Origin of the sequence: Acetobacter indonesiensis (assembly GCF_000963945.1) — a bacterium.
Classification (GTDB): Bacteria; Pseudomonadota; Alphaproteobacteria; order Acetobacterales; family Acetobacteraceae; genus Acetobacter; species Acetobacter indonesiensis.
Genome location: NZ_BAMW01000006.1, coordinates 36176 through 57743 on the forward strand (window position 1 = coordinate 36176; position 21568 = coordinate 57743).

At 52.0% G+C, this 21568-nt stretch carries 11 protein-coding genes and 2 riboswitches; of the genes, 8 read left to right on the forward strand and 3 right to left on the reverse strand.

Annotation, left to right across the window (positions count from 1 at the left end; all coding sequences use genetic code 11):
• Positions 1-460: 460 nt before the first annotated feature.
• The 4 genes from Abin_RS01525 (at position 461) to Abin_RS01540 (ending at position 8873) form a co-directional block, all read left to right on the forward strand.
• Entirely contained in the window at positions 461-3001 is a 2541-nt protein-coding gene (locus tag Abin_RS01525) for a TonB-dependent receptor (protein WP_048844603.1), read from the forward strand.
• A 126-nt stretch (positions 3002-3127) separates the two neighbouring features.
• The gene (locus Abin_RS01530) at positions 3128-4453 is read left to right on the forward strand and encodes a lipase family protein (RefSeq protein ID WP_370684442.1); all 1326 of its coding nucleotides are present in this window, start codon (positions 3128-3130) and stop codon (positions 4451-4453) included.
• Between the two features lie 375 nt (positions 4454-4828).
• Complete coding sequence (locus tag Abin_RS01535; RefSeq protein ID WP_174766807.1) at positions 4829-7453, forward strand: TonB-dependent receptor plug domain-containing protein; 2625 nt, start codon at positions 4829-4831, stop codon at positions 7451-7453.
• A 343-nt stretch (positions 7454-7796) separates the two neighbouring features.
• Entirely contained in the window at positions 7797-8873 is a 1077-nt protein-coding gene (locus Abin_RS01540) for a Rieske 2Fe-2S domain-containing protein (RefSeq protein WP_048844604.1), read from the forward strand.
• Between the two features lie 17 nt (positions 8874-8890).
• On the opposite strand, the gene Abin_RS01545 is transcribed toward Abin_RS01540, so the two are convergent.
• Together Abin_RS01545 and Abin_RS01550 are read right to left on the reverse strand one after the other, a co-directional pair.
• Positions 8891-10321, reverse strand: a complete 1431-nt coding sequence (locus Abin_RS01545; RefSeq protein WP_048844605.1) for a PepSY domain-containing protein — start codon at positions 10319-10321, stop codon at positions 8891-8893.
• The gene (locus Abin_RS01550; RefSeq protein ID WP_146867603.1) at positions 10318-10719 is read right to left on the reverse strand and encodes a hypothetical protein; all 402 of its coding nucleotides are present in this window, start codon (positions 10717-10719) and stop codon (positions 10318-10320) included. The genes Abin_RS01545 and Abin_RS01550 overlap by 4 nt, the downstream gene beginning before the upstream one ends.
• Positions 10720-10756: 37 nt before the next feature.
• Positions 10757-10970, reverse strand: a riboswitch (cobalamin riboswitch).
• A 103-nt stretch (positions 10971-11073) separates the two neighbouring features.
• Positions 11074-11274: riboswitch (cobalamin riboswitch) on the forward strand.
• A 90-nt stretch (positions 11275-11364) separates the two neighbouring features.
• On the opposite strand from Abin_RS01550, the gene Abin_RS01555 reads away from it, so the two are divergent.
• From Abin_RS01555 to Abin_RS01570, 4 genes are all read left to right on the forward strand, one after another.
• A complete protein-coding gene (locus Abin_RS01555; protein ID WP_255319231.1) occupies positions 11365-13632 on the forward strand; it encodes a TonB-dependent receptor in 2268 nt (755 codons plus the stop codon).
• Positions 13633-14077: 445 nt separating this feature from the next.
• Positions 14078-16486: a TonB-dependent receptor gene (locus tag Abin_RS01560; protein WP_084593385.1), complete on the forward strand. Its 2409-nt coding sequence runs from the start codon at positions 14078-14080 to the stop codon at positions 16484-16486.
• Positions 16487-16650: 164 nt separating this feature from the next.
• Positions 16651-17718, forward strand: a complete 1068-nt coding sequence (locus tag Abin_RS01565) for a purine-nucleoside phosphorylase (RefSeq protein ID WP_048844804.1) — start codon at positions 16651-16653, stop codon at positions 17716-17718.
• Entirely contained in the window at positions 17715-18791 is a 1077-nt protein-coding gene (locus Abin_RS01570) for a purine-nucleoside phosphorylase (protein WP_048844608.1), read from the forward strand. The genes Abin_RS01565 and Abin_RS01570 overlap by 4 nt, the downstream gene beginning before the upstream one ends.
• Before the next feature lie 318 nt (positions 18792-19109).
• On the opposite strand, the gene Abin_RS01575 is transcribed toward Abin_RS01570, so the two are convergent.
• Positions 19110-21257, reverse strand: a complete 2148-nt coding sequence (locus tag Abin_RS01575; protein ID WP_048844609.1) for a M3 family metallopeptidase — start codon at positions 21255-21257, stop codon at positions 19110-19112.
• Between the last annotated feature and the right edge of the window lie 311 nt (positions 21258-21568).

The window sequence follows — 21568 nt, forward strand, 5'->3', positions numbered from 1 at the left end:
TCAAATGCAGGCACGCAGGGAGTGTCTGGCAGAGGGGCAACGGGCGCTTTGTTAAAGTATCGAGACAAAAGCGAAAAACTGTTGCCGAAGCGGCGGTGTTTTTTCTAGCGATACAGAACGGCCGTTTTTCAGCACTCCACTCCTCGCCGTTCTGCAACAGTCAGGGCTGTATCAGTCATGTTTACGGTGTCTGAAAAAAAGGCTGACCTGTTGCGAATAAGTATCAGGACTTGCTTACAGAAAATTCAGGACTGTTTTTTGAAGATCAGAAAAACAGTTTTCACAACCAGAGTTTTCTTTCAGCCGCCAGAGAAAGGCGTTTGCTGGCGCAAAACCGCCCTGTGTCACGTTGTCTATATGGACAGGGGGCGGAGATAAACCTAAAGCCTCTGGCCCTTTGGCTGGCATGTTGTTGTTATCGCCATTCTGCCGTCGTCCACCCCCGGAAAAAGAGCCTATCGTGAGCAAAAAAGCGCGCCCTCCTTCTTCGCCCCTTGTCTGTCGCAAGCTTTCTGCGCGTGCCGTGCTTTTTGGCTCACCCGCGCTGATCGGCGCTTTTACGGCTCTGACCGTTATGGCGGGGTGGGACGGTCTTGCGTCTGCCGCCGCGGCCGACAGCGTTGAAAAACGCACACCGGGCAAGCCGCATGTGGCCACCAAAAGCCCGTCTGCAAAGGGGGCGACAGGCAGAAAAGCAAAAGCGAAGGCAGAGTCTGCTGCTGGCGCGATGGAGGCCGTAACGGTTACATCCACCCGCCGCGCTACATCCATCATGCGGGTGCCCGTCAGTGTGGCGGCCTATAATCAGGCTTATCTGGACATGAAAGGGGCCAAAACCATTCAGGACGTGCTGCGGTTCACGCCCGGTCTGACGTTTGACCCAACATCCAAAACCCCTGTTGTCCGTGGTCTGGCCTCCAGCGCTGGGTCAGCAACCACGGGCATTTATCTGGATGATACCCCTATCCAGATCCGTAATCTTGGCTTCAGTGCAGAAAACACGGTGCCCCAACTGTTTGATATGGAACGGGTAGAGGTTCTGCGTGGGCCACAGGGCACCCTGTTTGGCGCGGGGGCCGAAGGGGGCGCTGTACGCTACATCACCCCGGCGCCCAACCTGCACAAATATACGTCCTACGCCCGTGCGGATGTATCGGCATCCCAGTACGGCGCACCGACGTATGATCTGGGGTTGGCTCTGGGCGGGCCGATCATTAAAGACAAACTGGCATTCCGTGTCAGTGCAGAACGGCAGGGGCAGGGCGGATACCTTGACCATCTGGATTATCGCACCGGCAAAAAGGTGGATAAAAACACCAATAGTGACGACGTAAACGTGTTTCGCGGGGCCGTGCTGGTCAAACCGGTTGAAAACCTGACCATCACCCCGTCCATCATGTATCAGCAGCGCCTTGTGGGGGATACGGACAATTATTTTGCGGGCCTGTCCAACCCCGGCAAAAGCCAGTATCGCACCAATTCGCCAGAATATCAGTCCAGTTCAGACCGGTTTTATTTGCCGTCGCTGAATATCAAATATGATATTGGCAATGTCTCGCTGATTTCAAATACAGCCTACCTGCACCGCAATAACGTTACCGGGTATAATGGTACGCTGTATCAGCTTTCCTATTATAACGAATTTCTGGATGGCAGCAGCCCGTATTATCCCTTGCTGACACAGCAGGGCATCAACCCCAACACGCCTTATTATTACGGGCAGTCACGGGTGCTGAACCAGCAGCGCAACTTTACCGAGGAATTTCGTGTTCAGTCCCGCAACCCGGTTGCCAACCGGCTGATGTGGGTTGCTGGCGTCTATTATCAGAACGACAAGCAAATGAGTTCCGAACAGTTGCAGGAACCCTATGCCAATGCGCTGACACAGGCGTTGTTTGATATGTCAGCCGCAGATTTCTGGGGTGGCTGGCCCAATGTGGGGCAGAGTGCCTACATCAACCAGACCCGCGCAACAGATGAACAGGTTGCCGTTTTTGCCAACGCCACGGTTGAAATTGTCAAAGGCCTGAAGTTTGACGCCGGTGTGCGGTATGCAAACGCCAATTACCATTTCAACAACTTTGCCGATGGCAGCCATAATGGTGCCCGCACCACCGCGAATGGCCATATTACGGAAAACCCGGTCACGCCAAAATTCACCCTTAGCTACCAGATTGACCGTCACTCCATGGTGTATGCGGGGTGGGGCAAAGGCTGGCGTGTAGGGGGCGCGAATGCTCCGGTGCCACAGTTGCTGTGCCAGAGTGATTTGACAAATTTTGGTATGACATCAGCGCCCAGCAAATATAAATCAGATACCGTCAAAAGCTGGGAAATCGGGTCTAAAAACCAGTTTTTCCATAATCGTCTGCAAATTTCAGGCAGTCTTTATTACATCAACTGGTCCAATATTCAGCAGAACGCGTATCTTCCGGGGTGCGGTGTGCAATACACCACCAACCTGGGTGAGGCCGTTAGCAAAGGGTTTGATCTTCAGGCAACCATTTACCCGTTTGATGGTCTGTCGATTGATACCACGCTGGGTTATACGGACGCGCATTATACAAAGAACGCCTATGTGGGCACTAACCAGAACGGCCTGCTGGCCCGTAAGGGAGACACCTTGGGCACACCGGGGTGGACCTACAGTCTGGGTGTTCAGTACAACATTCCCAAGCATATTCTCTCCCTGGGGCACGGGCAGCTTTATGTGCGGACAGATTACCAGTATATCAGCCGCCCCAGCGGTACCACGCCCATCCGTGATTCTGAAACACTGATGTATAATTCAGGGTATTATCTGACACAGGCGCAGCATTACCTGACTCTGCGTGTGGGCGCGAAGTTCAATAACAACATGAACCTGTCATTCTATGTAAATAACCTGCCCAACCTGCACCCTATGGTAACCAGTTCAAACGAAGTGCAGGGCTCTCTGTTGCAACTGAACTCCACCATGCGGCCGCGTTATGCAGGTGTATTGCTGACCTACAACCGATAACAGGGCAGGGACCACAAACCGGCGTTTTTCCCGGCTTGTGGTCCTATTTTCCGCTCAGGGCTGCCTTTTGCCCGGCAGGTGTGGTTTTATATCGTCCTCAAAACAGAAATGGCGCGTGATATGGTCGTGAAGCACACAAAGACAGTTTCAGAAACAAGCAGTGTTCTGCCAATGGGCCGTATGATGCGGCCGTTCGTCACGGCCAAAGTCAGGTCAGGGGTTAGCGCCGCGCGTGCTGCTCTGGCAGGGGGTGCGGCTGCTCTGGCGCTGGGCGCTATTCATCCGGCCTCGGCCCAGACGGCACTGCCCAAAACCATTGAGGAAGGTCTGAAACTGGAGGCCGAACAGGCCCTGCCCATTACGCCTTTCTATACAGATGCCGCCCCGGCCGATGCCCCGTCCTGGCCCGGTGGGCTGATCCGTGCTGAAAAAGTGACTGATTACGCAATCCCGGCGGGTATGACGGCATGGCGTATTCTTTATCACTCGCTGGATGCTGAACGGCATGATGTCGTGACATCGGCTTTTGTTCTGTTGCCTGCCGGGCCAGTGCCAGCAGGCGGATGGCCCACAGTCGCATGGGCGCACGGCACCAGCGGTGTGGCACAACCCTGCGCCCCGTCTTTGATGAAAGATCTGTACTACGGGGATGAAGGACTGTTTGACTTCCCCAAAGCCGGTCTGGCTGTTGTCGCCACCGATTACCACGGAGAAGGCACCCCCGGCGCGCACCAGTATATGAACAAACTGGCGCAGGGTTATGACGTTATCTATTCCGTTGCCGCAGCCCATGCGGCCCTGCCGGGCGTTCTGAGCAAGCAATGGGTTGCAGACGGCCATTCACAGGGCGGTATGGCGTCCTGGAGCGTGGGCGAAATGGAACAGCAGATGAACAACCCGGACTACCTGGGCACTGTGTCTGTTTCCGGCACTGTCGATATGCTTGATTTCATTGCCCCCAAACCTGAGGAAGTGGGTGCGCCATTCTACTTCCCTATGGTGGCCTATGGGCTGAAGGCCCGTTACCCGGACTTTGATGTAAAAACCGTCCTGACCAAGCAGGGGTATGAGCATTACCCCCTGATTGCCACCAAGGCCTGCTGGTTTACTGGCTATGCGGCCTATCTGGGCAAATCCAGCGCGCAGATCATGAAGCCAAACTGGACCAAGGTGCCCGCGGTTCAGGCCATGCTGAAGGAAGACATTATGGGTGAAAAGCCCGTAAAAGGCCCGCTGATGGTATTAACAGGCGGTGGGGATGTGTCCGTGCCGCCGGGTGGGGTTAAAAAAACAGCGCATAAGGCCTGTAAGAATGGCATCAAGCTGTTCTTCCACCTCTATCCGGGGCTGGATCATGACCCCACCATGATCAATTCCACCCAAGATCAGATCGCATGGATCAAAGACCGGTTTGCGGGCAAACCCTTTGAAGAAAATTGTAACACGCTCTAAAATTTAGCCGTTAAGGAAAGGCTGGCTGGTTCTTCCAGCCAGCCTGTTTCTTCTGCAATGGGGTGTGTGGTTATAAAACACACCCCAGCAGCACATTTTTCCCGGCAGATGGCACAGCCTGACTGACCGGATGGTTTCCTGCACAATGGAATTTCACTAGTCTTTTATAAAATAAGAAATTTCTTGAAATAGATGAGTAAAAACAGGTCGCCCGCGCCTTGCGCCGCGCCTATAGTCCACGCAGCATATTGTTGCAAAAACACAACAAACCCATCAAACCAATTCGGAATCGTAACTTTAGAATTGCAAAAAATTCTCATCTGCTATCCCATCAGAGGGTAACTCAGACCCAAAGACAGTAGGGATTAGCCGCACATGACATCCCGGAAGACGCTTTTTTCTGCGACTATTCTTGCTGTTCCCATTCTTGGAATAGCGCCAGACGCCTTTGCCGCAACAGCAAAACACGTTGTTGCCCATAAGCGGCCCCATAGCACCACTCCTGCAAATACTCTCCCACACACGGCGGGTGCCGCCACGGCCACCCGTGCTGCCGTGCCTGCACGGTCTCTGCCCCGGCCATCCCATCGCATGGCTGACAGCGGGGAAAACGTGATTGTCACCGGCACACACGCAGAAAACCGGCATGCCCGGCAGAGCATGAGCCCCGTTAAAGTTGTCAGTGGTGCCACCCTGCGCCGTTCAGGCCAGATGAATCTGGCCGACGCCCTGACCCGAACCTATGCTTCCGTTAACGTCGAAGCAATGGGGACAGATGCGGCAGCACTGGTGTCCTCCATCCACATGCGGGGGCTTAGCTCCAATCAGGTTCTGGTGCTTGTTGACGGAAAACGCCGTCATACAACAACAACGTTCACAGCCACCTCTGGCCCCAACTTTGGCACCACCGGCGTTGACCTGAACATGATTCCGGCCAACATGATTGACCATATTGAAGTGCTGGAAGATGGCGCGGCAGCCATGTATGGGTCTGACGCCATTGCCGGTGTTATCAACATTATTACCAAAAAACAGGATCACGGCCTGAATATGTCGGCCCAGACCGGGGCCAATGCGTATAACGGTGATGGCTGGCAGTATCAGTTCAATGCGGATGGTGGCCTGAAACTTGGCAATGACGGCTATCTGCATCTGTCCGGCCAGATGTACCATACCGACCATATGGTGCCCAAAAATGTGCGCGACCACCGTCTGGTGGGTGAACAGCCTGCTGACCATGATGTTGCATCCTACGTCAGCACGGGTGCGCATATTCCCGCAACATCCAACAAGGTTTTGAGCACGGCAGAAGAAACCCGCGAAAATTTTGGTCTGGATTGGGGTAAGCCGCTGAATGAGAACGTCATGTTCTATGGCAGCATTACCTACGCACACCGTCATGCAGAAACATACCAGAACTACCGCGTGCCCAACGTAGGCGGTGGCGTGGCGCTGCCTTACTGGCCATGGGGCTTCACCCCGACGGAAACGGCTGAAGAAAACGATTACGCGGCAACAGTCGGGGCCAAAGGCGACCATTTCCTTGGCTTCCAGTGGGATGTTTCCTCAACATACGGGGCGGACTATAACAAGGTTGGTAACAAGAACACTGTAAACACGGGTATTCTCCAGTCCACCTGTTCAACTGACCCATCAGCAGGGGCAAACTACTCGCCGGCCGGGTGTGGCAGCAGCCCGACCGATGTGCGGGCTGAAAGCTTCAACATGGCGCAGTGGACCAACAACCTCGACCTGCGCCGTAATTTCAAAATTGCTGATACCGTGCCAATGGTTCTGGCATTTGGTGCGGAACATCGTATGGAATCCTACCAGATCTGGGCAGGGAACCCGGCTTCTTACGCACTTGGCGGCACACAGGGTTTTGCTGGTCTGGCCCCGCAGAACGCAGGCAAGTGGTATCGTAATATCTGGGCTGGCTATGTTGATGGCGATTTCCATTTCCTCAAGAACTGGGAAGTCGATTTTGCCGGGCGTTTTGAACATTATACTGACGTGGGCAATGCCGAAAACGGCAAGGTCTCAACCCGCTACGATATTACAAAACGCATTGCCCTGCGTGGCACAATCAGCACCGGGTTCCGTGCGCCAACACTGGCTGAAGAACATTACAGCGCCATGAACGTGTCCCCCAACGGGGCATCCGGTCTTCTGGCCGCAGATTCCGCTGCGGCGCGTAGTCTGGGCGCGCCGGGTCTGAAGCCTGAACGCTCCACCAACGTTTCTGGCGGCATTGTTGTCGAACCTGTTCGGGGTTTCCATGTGGAGGTTGATGTTTACCAGATCAACATTCGTGACCGCATTGTGCAGGGCGGAACAGTCAGCGGGTTGTCAGCGGTTTCTGCCATTCAGTCCATGGGCTTTACGCCGCCGGTCAATGACTCCTCACTTGACAACATTCAGGCCTATTATCTGTCCAACGGTGCCAGCACCCGCACACAGGGGCTTGATATCAATGCCGACTACACCTTCCGCATGGGAAAATACGGCAACCTGACCACAACCATGGCGCTTGATCTCAACCGCACCCGCCTGCACCATAACGGGCTGGGCACGGATGGTCAGGAACTGCTGAACGCACAGAATATCGGGTACATCACCACAGCCTATCCGCGCAGCAAGATCATCCTGAATGCGTTCTATACAATCGGAAGCTGGGACGTGAATATTCGCCAGACCCGTTATGGCGAAACCACCAACATGCTCCAGTATCAGGATTGGGGGCCAAAGGCGCTGCAGTATAGCGTGACAGATTTCTACCAGTTCAAGAACTCACCTCGCTGGCTGACTGATCTGGAAATCGGGTATCGCGTCAACAAAAACTGGCATATTGCTGTCGGCGGAAACAACCTGTTCAACATTCGCCCCCGCCGTGTGCCACAAAGCGTGAACTATCTGGGTGCCTATATCTATGATCAGTCTTCTGCACAGGTGCCAATGACAGGCGGATATTACTACGGTCGCGTCAACGCAACATTCTAAAAGCGGTCTTGAAACCGATTACAATGTGATTTGGGTATCGTTTCAGCAAATCCCTGTGCCAGATAACGGCACAGGGATTTTGTTGCTTTAGGGGCAGCAGGACACAGGCCGCCGAACATGGTTGCCCCTGAACAGGCACGAACATTCCAGCCCCAATATTCGGACGCTGTGTTTCCCTTCGGTGACAGCTTCCACCTTCATGACGGTGGACTTTCTCTTTGAAATGCCACAATCTGCTGCTTAACAGGATTGGATAAAGACTGACAGGCGTAGAAAATAACCTGTAATTGTTTGTTTTTCTTGCCTATTGTCCAGACTGAAAACAATAGAGTAAGCGTAATAGATGCAGAATAAATCCTCTCTACTCACGTTAAAAGAACCTGATACAAAGAAAAAAGATTTAAGGCGCGTTAAAACACACCCGGATTTCTGGTACCCCGTCGCATGGTCGCACGAAGTGGGGCCGGGAAAAGCACTGGATGTCCGGTTTTCCGGGCGGCATATTGTTGTTGTTCGGCCTTTAGATGGCCTGCCTTATGCGCTTGATGGCCTCTGCCCCCACCGGCAGGTGTTGCTGGCCAAGGGCGCTGTTTGTAGCGGCACACTGAAATGCCGCGGTCATGGTCTGACCTTCAATCGCGATGGTGAATGTGTGTCATCCGGGTTGGCGGCTGATACAACCAGCCTGCGCGCAAAAACATGGGCCTGCCGGGAAAAAGACGGTCTGATTTTTGTTTTCATGGGCCAGCAGGCTCTGGCAAACACAATCTCTCTGCCTGATTTCCCGCGTGTCAGAGACCCCAATTACCGCACCCGCCGTTTTGGGCGTGTGGTCAACTGTCACTACAGTTTCATGCATGAAAACCTGATGGATATGAACCATCAGGTTCTGCACAGCAAACTGGTCGGAAAAATGAAACCGCGCTTTCTGGGTATGGAACGTGGCGAAAATTTTGTAGAAGCCCGCTATACGTTTGCCCGGACCGGGGGCAAACAACCCTTGAGCGAAGCCCTGATTTACGGGCAACGTCGGCGTGATGGGCGCGATTTTGCCTATCGGGATGTCATGACAATCCGCACAAACTATCCCTACCAGCGCCTGACCATCGAAACGCAGGGCAAGCCTGATCCGGTTATGGATCTATGGATTTCCTATGTCCCGCAAGACCGGGACGAACTGACCAACCGTACGTTTGGGCTGCTTTCAATTCGTCGTCTGAAAATACCGCTGGTGCTGGATATTGCATGGCCCCTGCTGGTGGCCTTCACTGAACGCGTGTTTTTTGAAGACCGGGAAATTGTCGAACTGGAACAGAAAGCGTGGACAGAACTGGGCGGAGACCACAATATTGAAGTGTTCCCTGTTATTCTGGCCTTGCGAAACCTGCTTCTGTCTCAAGGTATTTCCGAACCTGCATAGGCTAAATAATCGCCGTGCTAGCGCATAGTCTGCTTCATCCGCCTGAAGCCGACTATGCAGCCTGACAGGAAAATGACCAGAACACCGGCCAGCAACGGCACAACAACCAGCCATCGGCCTGATGGTGCCCGCAGCCACGGCCAGAAATCACCATCGTGCAGGCCATAGACAAACCAGCGGGCGTTCTGGGCCACCGGGTCAATGGCGGCTATGACCTGCCCACTCCGGGCCTCCAGATAGAAAAACGTTCCGTCCAATGCGTTGACGCGCCACACAGGAAACTGCCGTTTGCGTGTTTCCTTGCTAAAATAATAGTGGTCTGGCGTTGTCAGAAAAACGACAGCCCGTGTATCGGTTATGATGCCTGCCTGTTTTAACGTGGCCGCCAGAACTGGCTGGGTGAGCGGGGCTGACTGCATGGCTTCTGTCAGGCGTGTTATGTGTCCGTGCGTATCCTCAATAACGTTATAGATTTCGCCATTGAGTAACGCGCTGTAAACGGATTTTCCGTCATGCGTGCCTCGCTGCGTCAAAGAATAGAGAACATTCTGAATGTCAGCCCCGGATACCGTGCCTGTTACACGTCGGGCAAGCGCGGTTGCAGACTGGCTTTCAAACAACCCTGCCGGATTCATGGTCAGTAATCCGGTTGTTATCCAGGAAAGCGCAAACAGACCAAACACCATTCCACCCAGATGATGCACAAAATGCCAGCGCGTATAAGGGGTATAAGGCCATTTCCGCTTAAGCCGAAGCACACCCACCCACAGACCAGTCAGCGTTAAAAACACGCCCACGCCAGAAAAAAGAATAACCACCTCTTTCCACACAGCCGGGTGGCGACGCAGGATTGCCGGGTAAAGCCAGTGCGGAATAGCCCCCACCCACGCCCATAATCGGGATGCCGCCGTTGTTGCCTGTACCACGTCCCCTGTTGTTTGTGAGACATAGACAACAGTTTTCTCACGGTTTGCAAACTCAAAGCGTGCAAACCCTTCCATGCGGCCATGGGTGTCCAACACCCATTGGTCATCCGTTGTCACGCCTGTAAAAACAGGTAGCCCAGAACCACCGGTTGCCACCACATAGCGGCGGGCATTGTCTGCCAAATCCTCCACAGAGGCTGGGCCGACAGCGCCCGTGGTCAGGTTGATGGCATACGGACTCTCCCAATCAGGGAAGAGGGCCAGCATCGGCGTATGCCCCACCATGCTTATCCGAAAAGCCTGAAAACGTGTTTTCCCGGCAAGAGGAGGTAATGGCGGTAATTGCGCTGGCAGAGCAAGGACCGCATGAGCGTTTGCCTGCCCATAGTCATCGGGTTGGGGCCACGTGTGCCACAACATGACCAGACCGGACACACACCAGCCCAGCATGAGCGGGCACAACGCGATGCCCACCCAACGATGACTAACATACAGGCTACGCAGCAGCTTTTTCCTGATCATGGCGGTGCGCTATATAACGCCATGGCCGCAGCCCGCGCCCCCAGCGCCCAATGGATGGCATGATAGGACAGTATCATTGCTGGCGCTGTTGAGGCCGTTATTCCGTGTGCAGCGTCCGGTAAGACGCCGCTTTTATCCTGCGCATTTTCCAGAATGGGGCGGAACAGTTCTTCCAGCATAGCGCCCCGTTCCCAATAGTTTGCGGGCAGAGCGGGGCATAAGCGGCAGAACAGATCATACCCGTTTCTGAAAATAACGTCTTCTGGTTCCGGCGGGGGCTCGCCAATCAAAAAAGCCGCCTGCAAAACCTGTTTGCGCGTTGGCAGGCATGCTGAAAGCGCCCCAATGGCCGGGTGCAGAGCTTCGGCCACGGGCCTGCTTAAAGGTCGTCCAAACACACGCACGCTCCTGCCTCCGGTTCATCCCGCCCGGCGACATGGTCTGACGACAACAGCAGGTCTCCTGGCTTGCGGATTATCGCTGTGCGTCCTGCCTTCCCGACATGCACTGTCAGTGGCCTGTATTACAACAGACAGACGCACACCTACCGCCTACAGTTGCGGGCGCAGCGGCCGACTTCCCACACCAGTGTGGGGCACGGCCTTCCCTTTTAACCCGTTCGCACGGGGCTGGTGACAAGTCATGGCACCATGCAGAAAAAACTAGGGCACGGCAACTGACAGGCCACAAAAACGGCTGTTTTTAGGTGTTTCTGCCGCTTTCTGCATTGACAGCGTCAAACCCAGCATGTCTACGCTCGCCTACGCTATGGTTCCTGCATGTCGGCTGGCATGCGGGCTAAGAGGGAAAACGGTACAAGCCGGTGCTGCCCCCGCAACTGTAAGCTGAGAGATATCAGGCCATTCTGCCACTGGGGCCCGTCGGGCACCGGGAAGGCGGCCTTCTATCGTTGACCAGCAAGCCAGGAGACCTGCCATTGCCTGAAAGTCACGGACAGAAGCAACCATGCGGGGTGACATGGTCGCGAGGTACTGCGTAGCTCACAGGCCCTCCACTGCGGTGACGTTTGATGGAGCAGTCGTGTGCGGTTCATTCTTTATACCCAGACTATTCTTGCCCTGGGCGTTATCAGTCTGTCTTTCGACGTCGCCAGGGCAGAAGACAAACCAGTGCAGCCCGCCGCTTCCGCGCAGCGCAGGGCGTCACATCCCCCCGCAAAGCGGGCATCTGACCCTGATTATATTACCGCCTATGGCACTGTGGCCCCCCTCAAGATGGTTCCGGCGGTGGGTGGCAAACTGGGACTTTCCATCCAGCATAACCCTGCCACCATTCATGTGGTGCAGCATGACCTGATGATGCAGCGCGGATACGCCCAGACAGAAGCCGCGGCTGACAGTGCGCCCGGCGTCTCATCCGGTGGCAGCCCCGGCAGCCCGGCGCAGTTCATGATGCGTGGTTTTACCGGAAACCAGATTTTATCCTTGCGGGACGGCATTTATTTCGGCCCGACCACAATGGTAAACCGCCCGCAAAACACGTTTAATCTCGAATCCGTGCAGATTATAAAAGGCCCGTCTTCCGTGCTGTATGGTCAGGGCGCGGTGGGCGGCACGGTTGATATGCGCACCCGTGATCCGCGTTTTGATGCCGCCCATGCGAATGCCCTGATATCTTACGGAAGTTTCAATACATGGAATGCAGGTGTCGGTGGGTCTGTTCCCATCACGCAGACGCTGGCGGTGCGGGCAGATTTCAGCCGCACATCTTCAGACGGTTTTGTCAAAGGCGCTACGCCACACTCAAACGATTTTACCACTACCCTGCTGTGGAAACCGTCAGAGAAATTTACCGCGCGCCTGAGTATGGATTATCTGACAGACAAACTATCAACAGATTACGGTGTGCCGCTGGTTGACCTGTCGCAGACAGGCGGCCGCGTTGGCGGGCTGCTATCGTCCTCAAAAGGCCTTGGTGTCACACGGTCTTCCATGTGGCAGTATTATAACGTGCGCAATGCCAAGGCCGGGTCAGTCAATGCAACGCCAACACTGCATCTTGACTGGCGGCTGACAGACCATGTGCTGCTGCATAACGCCAGCTATTTTGTGTATTCCAAACGACGGTGGAATAACGCTGAGTCGTTAAGCTATATCAGCACGGCAGGGGCAACGGATGCTGCTGGCACCCCCATTTCTGCCGGGCGTGTGGGGCGAGATCGGTTTTACGTTTATCAGAACCAGCATCAGGTCGGTGACACCCTGCATGCACAGTTTGATTTTTCGGTGCTGGGTTTCAAAAATCGCCTGATTGTCGGTGGGGATGCCTATTATCTCCGCTTTATCCGCAATCGCGGTTTCCCCAGCGCGGATTATGCAGACAGTGTTTCTCTTTCTGATCCTGAAAAAACAGCACTGGGCGCGTTTCCCGGCGAATATCCGTTCAAGAAATCCCCCACCACCATGGTGCAGGCGGGTGTTTTTATGGAAGATGTCGTGACGTTCCGGGATGATCTGCGTCTGGTGGGCGGGTTTCGGTACGACTGGCTGTCCCTTGACCGGCAGAACTATAACCAGAATGGCCAGTTTGCTGCGTCCTCCAGCTTTAAGAGGCACTATAACCCCAACAACTTCCGTATCGGCCCAGTCTATGATCTGACAAAAAACGTCAGTCTGTATGGTGTTTACACAACCAGTGAAGACCCGCCGGGGTCTAACCTGTTCCTTGCCAACAAAGGCCAGTTTGAACGGCTAAGTCACACCCGGCAGGGTGAAATAGGCGTGAAAGCCGCGCTGTGGCATGGGCGTTTTACAACGTCTTTGGCGTTGTATGATATTCGCCGCACACGGATATTAGTGACAACCGGCCCGGATACGGTTGCAACCGCAGGTGTTCAGAAATCGCGCGGGTTAGAATGGCAGGGGGATCTGGCTGTTACCCGTAATTTTACCCTGTCCGGCAATGTCGCGTATACGTATTCACGATATGGGTCTTTTCATCCAAGCGCATCAGTCGATGCGTCGGGCAATCAGGCGCCAAACGTGCCTGAGGTCACCGCAAATCTATGGGGGGTATGGTCACGGGTGTACGGTCTGCCGCTCGATCTGGGCGCAGGCTTACGCTACGTGTCGGCCCGTAAGGGAGATTACGCCAACACGCTGACCCTGAAAGATTACGCGTTGGTCAATGTCTTTGCCGGATGGCATGCCTACAAAGGCATAACGGTGTATGGCCGCATTGATAATATCGGCAACAAACACTTCATCCAGTGGGCCGACACCAGCTATTCCAATCAGGTTCTGCTGGGCGCACCCCGCTCGTTCTCCATCAGTGCGCAGGCTGATTTCTAGAGCTCAAGATCATTAGTTTTTGCAGCGGAGACATCAGGTTTGTATCTGATCATGTCTTCGCTTTTTTAGACGGATAACTGAGGCAGCTTTAATCGAAAAAGAACTGTTGTCCTCAGCATTTTCAATTCTGATAACGGAAGTAAAACATTACAGTCAGAACTCTTAAATGACATTGGTAGATGGTCTGCTCAGAGATCTTGTTTTTGCAGAGATCGTAAATTCTGAGGCCGCTCTAAAATTGTGCATGATAAATTCCAAAATTTATTCTTGTGTAGGACTATAGAGCACATTCAATAATGAATATGATTGCGATATCGAACCAAAACCCGCTTTTGCCCTTGCAAGAGAGCCGCGGCTATCACTGCGACTGGTTGAGAAAAGCTTTTTTCTCTATAGTTTCCTAAACGATTCAATTTACCAGAATTTTCTGATCAAAGGCAGCACAATGGTTACTCTTAAAACACGTCATGGTCGGTTTGTCGCTGCCATTCTTAGTAGTACTTTTATGTTCTATGAGTATGGCTACGCCGCGCCGCATCCTCATGCAGTCGCAAAAAAGCATACTTCTGTGTCTCCATATAAGGCGCGACAGGGGCGATCTGTGCAGCCTTCTCATCATCGTGCAGCAGGGCCGGTAGCCAGTCGGGTTGGTGAAGAAGTGGACGTGGCGGTTAATCGTGCAGGCGGTGGTGGCATGATGCGTCGGGAAACAGCGCCGCGTGCTGTTCAGACTGTGACCAAACGATTTATTGCCATGCAGAGTCCAACTAACACAGCACTTGATCTGGTAAAAAACCTGCCCAGCGTGAGCGTTTCCACCAATGATTCTTCTGGGATTCTAGGGGGAGCCATCAATATTCGCAGTCTGACCGATTCAGATATGGGTATTCTTCTGAATGGTGTGCCTGTCGCGACAGCGTATTATCTTAATCAGAATGTTGATTCAGAAAATCTGGATCATGTGAGTATTACCCCTGGGTCTGCCGAAATCAATCTTCCCGTAACGTCAGCCGCTGCCGGTGTTATGGATGCAGGAACCATCAAGCCAGATCATAAGTTTGGCGGAATGATGGATTTCTCTTATGGCACAAATAATATGTCCCGTGAGTTTTTGCGCGTGAACAGCGGCGATATTGGGAACAGTGGCGTGCGCGGCTATCTCTCTTTCTCGCACGAGCATGCCCGAAACTGGATTGGGCCGGGTACAAATGAAAGGCGGCATCTGGATTTTGGAGCCCGTAAAGATTTTGATAATGGCTCTTTTATAGATCTGTTCGCTAGCTGGAATCATCAGTTTACGTCTATGCCACTATATCCCACATCACAGCAGTTTTTTGATAAGAAAAACGGCCGAGGGACCTTTTCCTACAGTTCTGAATATGACCCAGCGAACCCGTCCCGTTATGTTGGGTTGGTAGGCAATATGTGGGACCAGTTTTTCATAACTGCGCCGGTGCATGTTGTGTTGCCTAAGAAGTTTACGTTCGATTTCAAACCCTATTATGTTTACAATGGCGGTTACTCTTATAATGGGTCTCTATTCAATGCGAACCGAACGTCGGTTACGCTTGGACCGGATGGTGCAGCCCTTAGCGGTAGTGTACCGACAACATCCAACTACAGCGTCTATCGCCCACATGCCGGAGCAGTGGCGGAGCTAAGCTACAAGATTGACCGTCACAATACGGTCTCTCTTGGATACTGGTTTGATTATCAGGATAATCAGGTCAACAACCTTTATTCAATTGCAACAGAAAGCGGCACCAAGAATTTCCCTTACGCAGAAGGGACGGGGCTTTATCAAAACGGTTCTCGCTATATGCCGTACCAAGGCGATTCAGGATGGTATAACCACTCCCTATTTGTGCGTGATGTTGCTCGTTATTTTGACAACAGGTTGGAAGTAAACGCTGGTTTTAAACTATCCATGATCAATCGCTGGAGCCAGAATCACGCAAGTGCCGCGCCACGAACTGCTGAAAACACTGTGGTTCCACTGCCGCAACTGGGCATTGGTTACAAGATTGATAACCATAACCAGATCTATATCAATGCGGAAGGTGATTACCGCATGCCGGATCCAGGGTCGCTTTCGTCCGTGTTTGACGCACAGACAGGCAGTTATGTTGGAAATCCTTACAATGCAAAACCTCAGTATTTAATCAAGGAAGAGCTAGGTTGGCGGTTTGATAATAAATATCTGATGGTTGATTTAAGTCTTTTTAACTACTCTATTACTAATCGTTTGGTTGCCACCAGTGTGTATGTAAACAATCAGGCTATCAGCACCACCATCAATGCCGGTAACCAGACAGCCCGTGGGTTTGATGCCATGATTGCGGCTCACCCCATTCATCATTTCAGCCCATACGCGTCTATTGAGTATCTGAACGCCACGATGGATTCAAATCTGCCAACAACAGGTTTGCTGAATGGCACGACAGTTGCAGATTATCTTCCTACCAAAGGGAAAAGGGCTGTTATGGCACCGCATGTGCTGGCCAATATCGGGTTGACATATGACGACGGTAAATTCTTTGGTAATTTTGCAGTGCATTACACGTCTGCACAATATACCACTTTTATGAATGATGAAAAAATTCCTGGATATTTTACAGATTCTATTACTGTAGGATATCATTTCCCCAGTTTTGGCTTTGTCAAAGCACCGACATTCCGCCTCAACTTCAATAATATTACCGGTAGTTTTGTTCGGACGGGAGCCTATGGTCTGACCAACAATGCTCATGCAGCAACGGGTCTTTACGGCAGTGCAATTTCTGCCAGTGGTTCTCCTACCTATTATCTCTACCCGCGCTTTAATATGACAGGTACCGTATCACTCGCATTCTGATTGCTTCAAGGTGGTGTTTTTGGAGTAAAAACGCCACTGTACTGTAAAGAAACGGTTAAGATTAATATTTTTGAGAAAATGTTTTTCTTAACCAATAATGGAAATTGACTGGCATATTGGAAAAAACGTCTATGCATCGAAAAAATTTTTCTGCCAAAAAACCTATGTTGTGTAGTGTTTTTTCTATTGCAAGTATCCTGACAATCTATCCTGCCGTCGCAGCAACGCCCAAGCTGGAGCCAAAAGTGATCGTGGTTGCCGGGTGGGAGAACGGAGCGGATGTTGGTGACGCACCGGGTGAATATCAGTTTTGGGTCGAACGTTTACATCTGGATAAACGTGTGGCTGTTGCTGGTATCCCGACACAGATCATGCGGCGTAATAAGGATGGGGTTTACGGCATTGTGCTGAAAGATGGTGTGACTGACCTTGCTGCCTTGGCACTGGATACGCACTTTGATCTTCGCCACACATACTGGATTTTTACAGGAATTTCAGGTGTTAACCCGAATGTGGCATCCGCAGGAAGTGTGGCATGGGCACGCTGGGTCGTGGATGGAGACGCACTACGGGAAATCGATGATCGAGCCATTCCTGATGGGTGGCCATATGGTCTTTATGCAATTGGAGCAGATAAACCAAATACGCTTCCCAATAATCCCAATCATTATGGGTCAGTGACAGATGTTGCTGAATTGACAAAGGCTTATCCGCTTAATCAGAAACTGGAGCATTGGGCTTATACCATCAGCCGAAACGTGCCCTTGCGTGATGATCCTGTTCTGGCGGAACGGCGGGCGCAATGGACGGGTTATCCCAATGCCCAGAAGCCTCCTGCTGTCCTTGAGGGTGAAACCTTGGGGGCATTACGCTACTGGCACGGTGCGCAACGTAATCAATGGGCGGAGGACTGGGTTCGGTTATGGACCAGAAACCAAGGCCAGTTTGTCATGACGAATGAGGAAAGCCAGACCAATCAGGTCGAAATGCGGTTATTGGCTCGTTTGGGCTACATTGACCCTGACCGTATCATGGTTTTGCGTTCCGGCAGTAATTTCAGCATGCCTGCGCCCCATATGTCTATCACCCAATCCATGGGGGATGAAGGACCGGGGCAGGTCGCTGCTTTTGATAATAATGAGCGCGTGGGGGCTCCCGTTATTGCGGAACTTGTTGCGCATTGGGCTTATTATCGCGCTCATATCCCCTCTGTTTCGGAGATTGCACCATGAAATATTTGCTGCGTTCCTTTACTCCCATGCTTGCGGCGGCCTTGTTGGCCGGGTGTGCAACGCCTTCATCATCTCAACAGGGTTCTGGAAAGCCTTGGGATATTCGGGCCGTTGTGCTGACAACATACGAAATTGGGCAGGACACAGGAGACCGGGCAGGAGAGTTTCAGCCATGGGTTGAGGGAGAAAAACTAAGCGAGAAATTACCATTTCCCGCCGGTGTACATGACATATATACAGAATCTACCCACCATATTCTCTATGTAGTAACAGGCACCACGCTTTCACCAGCAGCATCTTCCGTAATGGCTTTGGGGTTTGATCCCCGGTTTGATTTAAGCAAAGCGTATTGGATTGTTTCTGCAATTTCTGGTTTTGACCAGAACGTTGCGTCCGTCGGCTCTGTATCGTGGGCTGATTATGTTGTCAGTGACATCAGCAAGTATATTGACCCCAGAGAGGCCCCTAAAAACTGGCCGTATGGTTATTATATGATTACCGCGCAGAAGCCGAACCAATATGTCGTATCCGGAGGAGAGGGTCCGGATGGCAGTATTGATCATGCTATGATGTACAAACTTAATCCCGCTTTGGTAAAGTGGGCTTATGACCTAACAAAAGATCTACCCCTCGTTGATGCTCCTGCGTTGCAGATGGAACGGAAGCGTCGCGTGACCAAAGCAGCAAAACAATTGCCGAGTGTTGTGGTGGGGGGTGATTTTGCTGCGGATGCCTTCTGGCATGGTAAGATCATGACGCAGTTCGCACGGGATTGGGTGAAAATGCTTTCTCAGAACCAGAGCAATTTTGTTGAAAGCAATATGGAAGATGCAGGCATCATGGAAGCAATGAAACGCCTGACCCGGTCAGGGCGAGCCGATATGAACCGGGTGTTAATCTCACGGAGTGCATCTAATTATACAGAGCAGGCCCCCGGTCAAACAGCTGTCCAGTCTGCGAATGATACGTTTTCGGGCGAGGCAGAGGCATTAGAGAACGGCTATAAGGTAGCTGCGAAGGCGCTTCATGAAATTGTCGATAATTGGTCAAAGTTTGAGAATGGCGTTCAATAAGAAGAAATATTTATATAGAATAGAGAAAAGCTGCGCTGACTCAGTGCTGTGTTAGCCTCGCTCGTTCTACAGAATATTGTTTGCTACACTTAATATTTCCCGGAAGCTTACCAATCCTTTCGGGAAGCGGAAAGAACTGCATATTTTAGAAAATCTTATTGGGCTGAATACAGCGTGATCGATGTATTCAACAATTACATAGAGAAAAATGGCGTTCACAGGGGGTATCGTATTATTGATACCCCTGTGAACGCCTATTTTTTTTGCTCAAAGCAAAGGGTGATTAGACCCTGTATTGAGAAGTGGTTTTTATAAACACTAGTTTTTCTTTACGGTCAGACCACGGGATGCCAGCATCGGTTCAATGTCAGGATCCTTACCATAGAAGGCGCGGAACATTGGCCCATAGTCCTGCGTATGGCCGCGAGAAAGGATCATATCACGGAAACGCTGGCCATTCTGGCGTGTCAGGCCACCATTCTTTTCGAACCAGGCAAACGTGTCGTCGTCCAGCATTTCGGTCCACAGATAGGCGTAATAGCCAGCAGAATAGCCATTAGCCCAAATATGCAGGAAGTAGCTTGAACGGTAACGGGGGGGCACGTTTTCCGTATCCAGCCCCATTTTGCTCAGTGCCGTTTTTTCAAACGTATCGACATCCTGTTTTGGGTCTTCAGCAGTCAGGCTGTGCCAGTCCATATCAAGCTCTGCTGCACTGACAACTTCACCAAATTTATAGCCCTGATTGAATGTTGCCGCTTTTTTCAGTTGCGACACCAGGTTGCCGGGCATAGGTGCACCCGTTTTATAGTGGCGGGCGTAATGGGTCAGGACCGTGGCATCAAGCGCCCAGTGCTCGTTGAACTGTGAGGGGAATTCCACAAAGTCGCGTGCGACAGATGTGCCAGAGACAATGGGGTAAGTCTGGCTGGCAAACAGACCGTGCAACGCATGTCCAAATTCATGGAACATGGTCGTAACATCATCAAACGAGATAAGGGCAGGCTGCCCTTCTGCCGGTTTGGCAAAGTTACCAACGTTATAGACAACAGGCTTGGTGCCCAGCAGTGAAGACTGGCCAACAAAGTTTGACATCCAGGCACCACCGTTTTTGTTGTCGCGCTGGAAGTAGTCAAAATAGATCAGGCCAAGTGGTGACTTGTCTTTGTCAAAGACTTCAAACACCATCACATCCGGGTTGTAGGTCGGGATATCCGTGCGGCGTTTAAACGTGATGCCATACAACCGGTTTGCGGCAAAGAAGACACCGTCTTGCAAAACGGTATTGAGTTCAAAGTATGGTTTGACCTGATTTTCGTCGAAGTTGAATTTTTCCTTGCGCACTTGATCTGCGTAGTAGGACCAATCCCACGGTTTTAGCTGAAAGGCTGCTCCACCTTTCTTGCTGTCTTTGTCGATCTGGTTCTGAAGCTCTGCAACTTCACGCTTTTGCTCGGCTGCCAGAGCCGGGACGATCTTGGCAATGAAGCCGTGAACTGCCTCGGGAGTTTTAGCCATCTGATCATACAGGACGTAGCTGGCGTAATTTTTGTACCCAAACAGACCTGCTTTCTGGGCACGCAGTTGGGCGAGGGTCGCAATCGTGTCGCGTGTGTCGTTCTCGCCGCCTTTTTCAGCGCGGTTCCAGGACTGCTCAAATAACGCCTGCCGTGTTTCCCGGTTAGTCAGAGCCGATAGCAGGGGCTGTTGTGTGGTGTTTTGAAGTGGCAGAAGCCATTTGTCTGTCAGCTTACGGTCTTTTGCAGCGTTGAACGCATTGGTAATGGCGGCGTCATCCAGACCTGCCAGCTTTGCTTTGTCTGAAACAACCAGAGCAGCTGCTTTTGTGGCAGCAAGCAGTTTCTGCTGAAAGAGCGTTTCAAGCTTGGAAATGCGTGTATTCAGATCGCGCAGCTTTGCTTTGTCTGAATCTGAAAGCTGTGCCCCTGCGTGGACAAAAGCTTGATAATACACATCAAGCACCTGCTTTTGTTCTGCATTCAAGCCCAAAGCATCCTGCCGAGCATGCAGATACTGTACGCGTGCGAAGAGCTTCGGGTTCAGGTAAATGCTGTCCTGATGGGCCGAAAGTTTCGGGCCAATGATTTCCTGCACTTTATCAAGTGTAGGATTGGTGTTGGCAGAATACACACCGCTGAAGGTTTCGTTGACACGGTCAAGCAGGCGGCCCGAGCGTTCCATGGCTGCGATCGTGTTTTCAAAGGTCGCTGCTTCGGGGTTGGTCGCGATTCGATCAATTTCTGCGCTCTGATCGGCCATCCCTTGCTCGAAAGCAGGTTGGTAATCGGAATCCTTGATCAGATTGAAGGGCGGTGCGTGGTAAGGCAGCGTGCTTTCCGCAGCAAAGGGGTTGGATGCTGGCAGGCTGGCCGCTGTTGCAACAGTCGCACCGCTGGTCAAACAGGTGGCGGCTGTAATGGCGTACAGCCAGGAACGATAACGCATACTGTTTCTCCCTAATGCCTCGGTATGGCCATGATGGACACAAACCCGACATGGTCGAGGAGGCGTGATTTCTATCGGTTATGAGGTGCTGAGTAGGGGTGTCAAGAAATGAGTGTGGCATTTGAAGCACAGCAAATAGCGATAAACCGACAAAGTTCTTTTTGGAAACGAAACGATGATTCTAGCGGAATTTTTATAAATAATTTGTCGCTCCTCAGACTGCTGTCGAAAGATGTGCAACGCTGGTGTGACGAAAATGCAGCACTAATTTGTAAAAGGTTCCAGAACCGAAATTTAAGCATCGACAGATA